Source organism: Longimicrobium sp., assembly GCF_036387355.1.
Classification (GTDB): domain Bacteria; phylum Gemmatimonadota; class Gemmatimonadetes; order Longimicrobiales; family Longimicrobiaceae; genus Longimicrobium.
On sequence record NZ_DASVTX010000414.1, the window covers coordinates 1 to 8,746 of the forward strand.

Annotated in this window: 6 protein-coding genes; 1 reads left to right on the top strand and 5 read right to left on the bottom strand. The window is 69.3% G+C overall.

Annotation, left to right across the window (positions count from 1 at the left end; all coding sequences use genetic code 11):
* The 5 genes from VF665_RS18115 to VF665_RS18135 all read right to left on the bottom strand — a co-directional run.
* Positions 1-1,090, bottom strand: a 1,090-nt coding sequence (locus VF665_RS18115; RefSeq protein WP_331054858.1) for a hypothetical protein, incomplete at its 3' end; no start/stop codon positions are given.
* A gap of 252 nt (positions 1,091-1,342) precedes the next feature.
* Complete coding sequence (locus tag VF665_RS18120; protein WP_331054859.1) at positions 1,343-2,140, bottom strand: hypothetical protein; 798 nt, start codon at positions 2,138-2,140, stop codon at positions 1,343-1,345.
* Positions 2,141-3,233: 1,093 nt separating this feature from the next.
* Positions 3,234-3,881, bottom strand: a complete 648-nt coding sequence (locus VF665_RS18125; protein ID WP_331054860.1) for a GAF domain-containing protein — start codon at positions 3,879-3,881, stop codon at positions 3,234-3,236.
* Positions 3,882-3,998: 117 nt separating this feature from the next.
* Positions 3,999-5,417, bottom strand: coding sequence for a HAMP domain-containing sensor histidine kinase (locus VF665_RS18130; protein ID WP_331054861.1), 1,419 nt, complete (start codon positions 5,415-5,417; stop codon positions 3,999-4,001).
* Between the two features lie 181 nt (positions 5,418-5,598).
* Positions 5,599-6,006 (bottom strand): nuclease A inhibitor family protein, encoded by a 408-nt coding sequence (locus tag VF665_RS18135; protein WP_331054862.1) that lies wholly within the window; start codon positions 6,004-6,006, stop codon positions 5,599-5,601.
* Positions 6,007-6,240: 234 nt separating this feature from the next.
* Here VF665_RS18135 and VF665_RS18140 point away from each other — a divergent pair, with 234 nt between their 5' ends.
* A complete protein-coding gene (locus VF665_RS18140) occupies positions 6,241-8,379 on the top strand; it encodes a DNA/RNA non-specific endonuclease (RefSeq protein WP_331054863.1) in 2,139 nt (712 codons plus the stop codon).
* Positions 8,380-8,746 lie beyond the last annotated feature (367 nt).

The window sequence follows — 8,746 nt, forward strand, 5'->3', positions numbered from 1 at the left end:
CCGACACGCCGACGAACTCGTCGCCCCCGCCCCACAGGCGGCTCGCCGCCAGCGCGAAGTTCCACACCTTCACGATCCAGCCGTAGTCGCCCGGCTCCTTGTGCTTGATGGCCTTGTGCGCGGCATTGCCGGCCGTCAGCGCATCCACCGTGAGCTTGACGTAGTCCTTGCCCGTCTTGAGCACGCACCGCTCGTCGTCGTCCTCGTACATGGCGACCGCGCGGTTCACGCCCTGCGGAAGCTCGTTGTCCGCCGCGATCAGGAACGTGGTGTAGTAGTTGGTGCCGTCCATGTTGAAGCGGTTCGGCTCCACGCTGCTCTCGCCCACGCAGGTCAGCGGGTTGCGGGTCTCCGCCTCCACGACCCAGAACTCGAACTCCGGCGAGCCCGACGCCCAGCTCTCGAAGTCGCTGGAGGTGTGCACCTCGTTGGCCCACAGGCCGGTGAACTGCGCCGCGTACGGGTCGTGGTTGTAGCTCGGCGCGCCCGTGGCGGCACGGGAGAAGTTCGCGCGGATGATGCCGTGCGCCTTGCCCTGCGCGTCGAAGCCCTCGGCGTGGGTGATCACTACGGTCGGCGTCGTGGGCGTCACGTCCGAAGACAGCTGCACGGCGTTGCCGTTCAGGTCAAAGCCCTTGAGGCCCACCCGGTCGCGCTCCTGCACGGCCACCTGCAGGTCCGAGCCGCCGGTCCACGCCGCACGGTGCGCCGGCACCGGAAGGTAGATCTCCATGCTGCCGGCCGCCTTGGCCAGCGCAGAAACTTCGTCCAGCGACAGGCCCGACGCGCGGGACATCGCACGCAGCAGGGGCTGGCCCTCGCCGCTCAGAAAGGTGGTCACGTGCAGCTTGCCCTCGGCCACGGGCGAATTGTGCGTGGCCTTGAGCAGCAGCGCGCGCACCGAGGCGTCACGCAGCGACAGGGCGATCAGCTGGGCCATGCGCTCGCGGGCCGGCGCCTCGGCGGAAAGCCGGTCGGCGGTCACGTCGCCGGCGGCAAGGGGCGCCTCGGACTGATCGGAGCAGGCACCCAGAAACGCGGCGGCCGACAGCGCGGCCACGGCGACAAAGCGGGAACGGAAGGAGGTCATGTACCCTCAGCAAAACGTTGCAGGTAAACGAGTTAAGTCCGCTGTCGCGAACGCATTCAGAATACCTCCGCGGCCGGAACGCCTCAATCGCAGAATGTCGGAATTGTTCGAAGTTTGTCTGATGTGGGTGCCGGGAGGGGGCGCCGCGGTGGCCGGGCGGCGGGCCGGCGCATGGATGCGCCCCCGTGGAGGCGCGGATTGTATACGGGAAAAACCGCCGTCCGCGGGGTGCGGGCGGCGGTCGGGGCCAGGTCAGTGCGGGGCGGGGTGCCCGTCGCCAGCGTTCTTGAGGGCGCTTCGCAGCAGCACGCCCACCACGTCGTGCTCAAACTGGTCCACCATCTCCCCCTGCCTGCGCCCGGCCAGTTCCCGGAGCGAAAGCCCGGTCAGCTGCTGCGAGATGCGCCCCAGCGTCTGCGGATGCACGCCCAGGTCGTCGGCCACGGCGGCCCAGGAGCGGCCCGGCGTCTTTTGCGCGGCGGCGCGCAGCAGCAGCAGCCAGTGCAGCACGTCCTGCAGGCGCAGGTCTTCGCCGCCGATGGCGCTCTTCCAGTGCTGCCACAGCGTGCGACGGTCGCATCCCACCATCCTGGCCAGCTTCTGCACGGTGCGCAGCGGAGGCTCGGCGGAGCAGGCGCGGGCCAGCGCCGGGCCCAGGCACCCCGGCAGGTAGTCCGCGTCGCCCATCGCCTCGCAGAAGCTGCGGTGGTGGCTCAGGGTACAGGTGCGGGAGACGGCCCCGGTCAGCTCGCGGTCCATCTCCTCCATCCAGATCACCTCTTCTACCTGCACCGCCTTGAGCTGCCGCGCGTTCTGCATGTCGCCGCGGGTCACCAGCACCACGGGGTGCAGGGGATGGCGGGACTTGAACGCCATCAGCCGGCCCACCTCCGGCACGCCCAGCCAGCCGATGACGATGACGGAGCACTCCGCGGCTTCGGCGGCCCGCTCAAACTGCAGCCAGTCCGCGCTGGGCACGGCCTTGGGGCCCTGGAGCGCGCGGCACAGACGATCGCTGAAGCGGCGGTCGGAAACGTAGAGCGCAAGCATGCGGAACGTCGGGATTCGGGGGTCAGGGCCGGACCCCGTTCGCATGCATCGGGCCACCGTGAACAAACTTTGGCGGATTCTATCGCGGTGTGTTTCGGCCACCGATTGGCTTTCAGCCGTACCCGGCACGCCGGATTTCGTGTACGGATGACCCGGTGAAGCGCGTCTCCGCGCTGGCGTGACGCTGGATGGGAGCCCTGCCGGCCACGCCAGAGCGGAATTCGTGATCATGGAGGCGCCGCCCACGGGTGCCGCCAGCCTGACGCTCCGCACAGGATGACAGGTCGATGGTTCCTATGCGTTTGCCGCGCAAAGGCTTGTCATCCCGAGGAGGCGCCGGCCGTACTTTCAGCAGCGTGAGACTCTGGCGCCGATGAAGGATCTACTATGCCCGTGAGAACGGGTGTGCGTGTCGCGACGTTCGCTCGGCGGCAAGTAGATCCTTCGACTCCGCGCCACAGTTCGGAGCGACCGACGATTCGGCGCGGCGCTCCGCTCAGGATGACAGGCTATTGTGCTCCTAAGCGTTTGCCGCACAAAGGCTTGTCATCCTGAGGAGGCGCCGGCCGTACGTTCAGCAGCGTGAGACTCTGGCGCCGACGAAGGATCTACTATGCCTGTGAGAACGGGTGTGCGTGTCGCGACGTTGGCTCGGCGGCAAGTAGATCCTTCGACTCCGCGCCGAAGTTCGGTGCGGCTGACGGTTCGGCGCAGCGCTCCGCTCAGGATGACAGGTTGATGGCTCCTAAGCGTTTGCCGCACAGAGGTTTGTCATCCTGAGGAGGCGCCGGCCGTACTTTCAGCAGCGTGAGACTCTGGCGCCGACGAAGGATCTACTATGCCTGTGAGAACGGGTGTGCGTGTCGCGACGTTGGCTCGGCGGCAGGTAGATCCTTCGACTTCGCGCCACAGGTCGGCGCAGCGGAAGGCCTGGCGCAGCGCTCCGCTCAGGATGACAGGTTGCTGGCGCCTAAGTGGATGACGCGCATAAGCTTGTCGTCCTGGGGCCGCCCGGACTTGCCGCCCCCGCCGGGATGCACAACGGCCTCCCCGGACGTCCGGGGAGGCCGTTGTTTTCTGGCGGCGGTCGCGGTCAGGCGGTGCGTCCGGATGCGTCCCGCCGCGCCTGCAGCTCATCCGCGAGCGCCTGGTTCTCGATGGCGAGCGAACTCATCTCGTGCGCCAGCGTCTGCAGCCGGTCGGAATACTCTTCCAGGTCGCGCACGCGCGCCCGAAGCGCGATCTCCCGCCGGGCGGACGCGGCAAGCTCCGTCATCACCTCCACCTCCGTTTCCGACCACTCGTGCGGCTTCTGGTCGATGGCGCAGAACGAACCGAGAATGTGGCCGTCCGGGTCCGCCAGCGGAATGCCCACGTACGCCGCCACGCCCAGCGTCTCCACCGTGGGCACGTGGCGGAACACCGGGTCGGCGCGCGTATCCGGCACCACGAGCGGGCGGTCGGACTCAATGGCGTAGTGGCAGAACGTGAGGCCCGTCAGCTCGCGCGACGAGGCCAGCGGCTCGCCGAACCCGTGGGCACTCTTGTAGAAATCGCGCTTTTCGTCCACCAGCGAAATGAACGCCGCGGGCACGCCGAGCAGCTTGACGGCCAGCCGCGTCATGCGGTCGAACGCCTCCTCCGCGTCGGTGTCCAGCAGCCCCGTCCGGCGCAGCGCCTGAAGACGGGCCGGGTTGGCAACGGCCGTGAGAGGCCGGTCGAGTTCAGCGCCTGCCGTCATGAACTACTCCGTTCGATGAACATCCGTCCCTGCCCGGCAAAGTTATGCTGGATGATGGGATTGCGTAAGTGGATGGCGCACAAGCAAATACCGGGCACGTGCGCCCGGGTGGGTGATTCAGTCGTCGGCCGCGGCTTCCGGGGCGCGCTCCGGGATCCAGAGCGTGAAGACGGAGCCGCCCCCCGGCGCGTCCTCCACCGCGATGTCGCCGCCCAGCAGCCGCGCGATCCGCCGGCTGATGGCGAGCCCCAGTCCCACGCCCTGCGCCGCGCCGGGCTGCAGCCGCGTGAACTCCTGAAAAATCTGCTCGCGCTTTTCCTCGGGAATGCCGGGCCCCGTGTCGCGCACGTCCACCCCGAACCACCGCACCGTTTCGGCGGAGCGGCGGCCCTGGTGCGCGTGCAGGCGGACATGAATGCCGCCCCGCGGCGTGTACTTGACCGCGTTGCTGAGCAGGTTTCCCAGAATCTGCCGCAGGCGCGTGCCGTCGCTTTCAACGCGGCACTCGTCATCGGGCATTTCCACGGTGAGCGCCAGCCCGGCCGCCTCCACGGACGCGCGGTAGTCTTCCGCCGCCTCGCCCACCAGCGTGCGCAGGTCCAGCGGCGCGCGGTGCAGCTCCAGGTGGCCGGACTCCGCGCGCGACAGTTCCACCAGGTCTTCGAGGAGCGCGAGCGCCGTGTGAATGGAGCGCCGCATGCGGCCCACGACGGTGAGCTGGGCTTCCGGCATCTGCCCGTAGGTGCCGTCCTGCAGCAGCGCGGCGAACATGTCGGCCGCGCCCAGCGGGTTCTTGATGTCGTGGCTGAAGCCGCGCATCAGCCGGGTGCGGCTGGCGCTCACCCGCTCCAGCTCGTCGCGGCGCTGCCGGGCCTCCTCCAGCATGCGCAGCCGGTTCATGGCGAGCACCGCCAGTTCGCCAAAGATGGCGGCCCGGTCAATCTCCTCGCGCAGGAAGGCCGGCTTCTGCGGCGAGCGCAGCAGGCAGAGCGCGGCGGGTGAGGGGTTGCCGCCCACCTGCAGGGGGAGCAGGAGAACTTCGCAGCTGCCCGCGCAGCTTTCGCTTTCCTGAAAGTGGCCGTGCTCGGAAAGCGAGCCGTCCGCCACCAGGATGGGGCCGCTGGTGCGCGAAATGGCTTCCACGCACGATCCCTCGTACCCGAAGCGCGCGTCCAGCGGTGGGGCGTGCGCGCCGGCGGAGGCGCGCACCACCACGTCGCCCGTGCGCTCGTCCACCGCTTCCACAAACGCGCTGTCGGCGCCGGTGGCCGCGGCGGCGCTGGCCCCGAACATGTGGATGAACTCGTTCCAGTTGTCCGCGCGGCTGATGGCGGTGACCGCGTCGCGCAGCGCGGCGTCGGCGGCCAGGCGGCGCTCGGCGGCCTCGCGGGCGTGCCGCTCGCGCTCCAGCAGCCGCACCACGGCCTTGTCGGAGCGCTCCGTGCGCGGCTTGCGCCGGCGCTCTTCACGCAAGGCGGGCGGGGCCGGCGGCTGCCCTGCATCCACGGCAACGGGTACGGTCGGTTCGTCCGGCACGGGTGCTTTTCCCTCACGATGATCCCTGCGCCCGGCGGGAGACCGTCTCGGGCGCCGACGCACGTCCACATCCACAACGTACACGGCGCCCCCCGCGCGAGCGAGTGCCGCGTCCGCGCGCCTTGATGCGGTGGTGCCCGGTGGAGGGGAGCGGAAGGTGGTCTCGCGGGAAGGGCCCGCGTCAGGTCTCGATGGCGGTGGTGTGCAGGCCGGCCAGGCCGCCGGGGACGGAGCCGAGCAGGTAGCACTCCACCTGCACGCGGCCCAGGCGAAAGACGCGCAGGTCCGGCAGCCGCTGCGCCAGCAGGTCGCGCAGCGCGCGGTATCGCCCCGAGGCCGCCACGCCCACGGGATCGTTGGGGTCGCCGTCCACGTGGTGGCGAAAGAAGCGCTCCAGCGGCACCTCCTCCGCAATCTCCCCCGGCTTTCCGAGCACCGCCCCGATGCGCTCCGGCGCGAGGTCCGCCGCCGTCGCGCCGGGATAGGCGACAAAGTCGAACGGGTAGTCGCCCTCCGACCCGTACAGCAGCCCCGAAGCCGCGGACTCCAGTTCGGCGCGCAGGGCGGACACGTCAGCGGTCTGGGACATCGGGTTCCGGGTGCGTGAGGGGGGATGAAAAGGGCCGTGGCGGCCAACATAGCCCGCGGGGCGCTCCCGTCCAAGCCCCCGCGGCCACCCGCTCCGGGCACTCGGAACATGACAGCGACGGGACGGAAAGGGTGCGACGGACCGGCGGGATGGGAGCGGTGGGGTGTCGCATAAGTGCTTGTCAGATTATCCTTTAGCATTACCCGCGCTTTCCCCCGGACCCGGAATCTGCCCTTGCCTGGTTTCTTTCCGCGCGCCGTCACGCGGCGCAGCTGGCTGGTTGCCGGCCTCGCGCTCCTTGCGTCGGCCTGCAGCGACCACCCGACCGCCACCGTGCCGGCTCCCGCCGGGGGTGAATCCGCGCCCAGCGAACTGCTCACCTGCACGGTGTCGGTCAAGTCGGGCGCCGTGGCGTGCTCGCCGGCTTCGGAAGGCGGCCAGGGCGGCCCGTCGCGCACCCTGTACGGCGGGCAGAACACGCTGGTGCGGCTCACGTCCAGCAACGTGCAGATCGCCGGCGGCGTGGCCTCGTTCGACGTCACCGTCACCAACCTGCTGGCGGACCAGGCCATCGGCACGCGCGACGGCGTGACGCTGGACAGCGCGGGGGTGCGCGTCTTCTTTGCCAGCGGCCCCACGGTCACGGCCGGCAGCGGCTCCGTGTCGGTGGCCAACGCGGACGGCGACCGGGACTTCACCGGGCTGGAGCAGCCCTTCTTTCAGTACAACGCGGTCATCGCCCCCGGGGCCACCTCGGCCGCCAAGCCGTGGCGCTTCACCCTGGCGGGCACGGTGGAAAGCTTCACCTTCAAGATGCTGATCGCCACCGAAGCGCAGGCCCGGCTGGTGATCAGCGAGGTGATGGCCAACCCCGGCGGCGCGGTGCAGGACAGCGTGGGCGAGTACGTGGAAGTGTACAACGCGGGCCGCTTTCCGGTGAACCTGCGCGGCTTTTACCTGCGCGACAACGGCAGCGCGGCCGACACCATCAAGTCGGACGTGATGGTGCAGCGCGGCGGGTACGCGGTGCTGGGCCGCTCCACCGACACGTCCAAGAACGGCGGCATCCAGGTGGACTATGCCTTCACGGGCCGCATCGGCACCACGTCGACCAACCTCACCTTCAGCAACAGCGGTTCGGACCGCTTCGTCATCCGTTCCGGCGCGGGCGTGCTGCTGGACTCGGTGTCGTACACCTCGTCCGGCACGGTGGCCAAGAACGGCATCGCGCGCGAGCTGGTAAACCTGGCCGCCGACAACACCCTGGTGGACGGGTCCGCGTGGGCCGACGCGGTGGCGGTGTACGACGCGGCCAACAGCAACAAGGGAACGCCGCGACGGGCCAACGGCGCCACCGACACCACCACGGTGCCCACGGCGGGCCCGGTGGTGTCGGTCACCGTCTCGCCGGCCAGCCAGACGCTGGCGCCGGGCGCCACGCGGCAGTACACGGCCAGCGGCCGCGACGCGGGCGGGCTGAACTCGGCTTCCACCTACACGTGGGAAAGCACCAGCCCGTCGGTGGCCACGGTGAGCGCCAGCGGCCTGGTGACGGCCGTGGCGAACGGCACCACCACCATCCGCGCCACGTCGGCCAACGGCGTCATGGGCTCCACCACGCTGACGGTGGCCACGCCGTCCACCAGCGCCGTGTACCGCAACCACCTGGAGTTCGGCGTTCCGATGGACGCCGACAGCAGCAACGACATCCGGCTGAACAAGGCGCAGTACGCGTTGTCGTACAACGCGGCGCGCGGCCAGCCCAACTGGGTGAGCTGGAACCTGAACGCCACGCACTTCGGCACCGCGGCCCGCTGCGACTGCTTCCTGGCGGATGAATCGCTCCCCGCCGGCGTCACCCGCATCACCACCTCCGACTACGTGGGGAGCGGGTACAGCCGCGGGCACATGGTGATGAGCGAGCAGCGCACCACCACCGCGAGTGAGAACGCCGCCACGTTCCTGATGACCAACATTCTGCCGCAGCTGCAGGACATGAACGGCGGGCCGTGGCTCAAGTTCGAGGTGTACACCAACGACCTGGCGCGCACGGGCGGCAAGGAAGTGTACAACATCGCGGGCGGGCTGTACGGCGCCACACGCACCACGCTCAAGGGCGAGGGCAAGGTCGACATCCCCACGTACACGTGGAAGATCATCGTGGTGATGAACGGCGGCGAAGGGCTGGCCAACGTCACCAGTGCGAGCTCCATCCAGGTGATCGCGGTGGTGATGCCCAACCAGGCGGGCATTCAGTCCAACGGGTGGGAGATGTACCGCACCTCGGTGGATGCGCTGGAAGCCGCCACGGGGTACGACTTCCTGGCCAACCTGCCGGACGCCATTGAAGCCGCGGTGGAAGCGCAGAACTGATCTTCTGCACGCGAATGATCGGATGAGGACGGGGGAGCCGGCATCACGCCGGCTCCCCCGTTTTTTGTTGGATGGTCCGCCGTACGCGCGCCACACGGCGTCCGGCGCCGGTCGCCCGGTGCCTGTGCGCCTAAGTGTTTGCTGCACAAAGTCTTGTCATCCTGAGGAGGCGCCGGAGGCACTTGCGGGTGCACGGCATTCTGGCGCCGACGAAGGATCTACTATGCCTGTGAGAACGGGCGTGCGTGTCGCGACGTTGGCTCAGCGGCAAGTAGATCCTTCGACTCCGCGCCACAGTTCGGTGCGGCGAAGGGTCCGGCGCAGCGCTTCGCTCAGGATGACAAGGCGTTTGTGCTCCTAACTGTCT

Bases quoted from the DNA above. Each gene is read 5' to 3' on its own strand.
- VF665_RS18125 (WP_331054860.1), bottom strand. From the start codon at position 3,881: ATGACGGCAGGCGCTGAACTCGACCGGCCTCTCACGGCCGTTGCCAAC.
- VF665_RS18135 (WP_331054862.1), bottom strand. From the start codon at position 6,006: ATGTCCCAGACCGCTGACGTGTCCGCCCTGCGCGCCGAACTGGAGTCC.
- VF665_RS18120 (WP_331054859.1), bottom strand. From the start codon at position 2,140: ATGCTTGCGCTCTACGTTTCCGACCGCCGCTTCAGCGATCGTCTGTGC.